The sequence below is a fragment of the [Clostridium] citroniae WAL-17108 genome (assembly GCF_000233455.1).
Classification (GTDB): domain Bacteria; phylum Bacillota; class Clostridia; order Lachnospirales; family Lachnospiraceae; genus Enterocloster; species Enterocloster citroniae.
In genome coordinates this window covers 1-587 of record NZ_JH376439.1, presented here as the reverse complement: position 1 = coordinate 587, position 587 = coordinate 1, and the positions used below count along the sequence as shown (strand labels likewise).

The 587-nt window shown below is 42.4% G+C and carries 1 tRNA gene and 1 rRNA gene; both read left to right on the top strand.

Annotated elements, in window-relative coordinates:
• The first annotated feature begins 47 nt into the window (after nt 1-47).
• Nucleotides 48-165: ribosomal RNA gene (gene rrf, locus HMPREF9469_RS30230) — 5S ribosomal RNA — on the top strand.
• 77 nt (nt 166-242) lie between these two features.
• A tRNA-Ala gene (locus HMPREF9469_RS30225) sits at nt 243-315 on the top strand.
• Nucleotides 316-587 lie beyond the last annotated feature (272 nt).

Sequence of the window (587 nt, the reverse complement as noted above, 5' to 3'; positions counted from 1 at the left end):
TTATATACTATTTAGTTTTCTGATTATCAATCAAGGAAACACAAATTTCTGGTGCTGATGCGCTTAGGGGAAACACCCGTTCCCATCCCGAACACGATGGTTAAGACCTAAGCGGCCGATGGTACTATGCTGGAGACGGCATGGGAGAGCAGGTGAGTGCCAGATTATCTAAAAAAGAAACGCGCTGATGCGCGTGCAGGTAATCAATCTGCTGTAAGAAGAGCGGATTGGTTACAATATATGGGGGTGTAGCTCAGTTGGGAGAGCACCTGCCTTGCAAGCAGGGGGTCAAGAGTTCGAATCTCTCCATCTCCATTTGCGTACACCGTATGCACCTCAAGGACTATGTCCTTTCGGTCGCGTGCAGGCACGCTATAAAATCAAACATTTAAAAACGCTTATGGAAGCGAGATTCCGACACGTTTTCAAACATTTGATTTTGCATACGTACCTTGAAAACCGCATATTGAAATAAATGAATTGAGTATCCTATATATTTATATATAGAATAAACAAGACATCCGAGGCCATACAAGCGATTGTATGGAAAGAAACAAACTTTTTATTAGGAAAGTCCACGATCATAA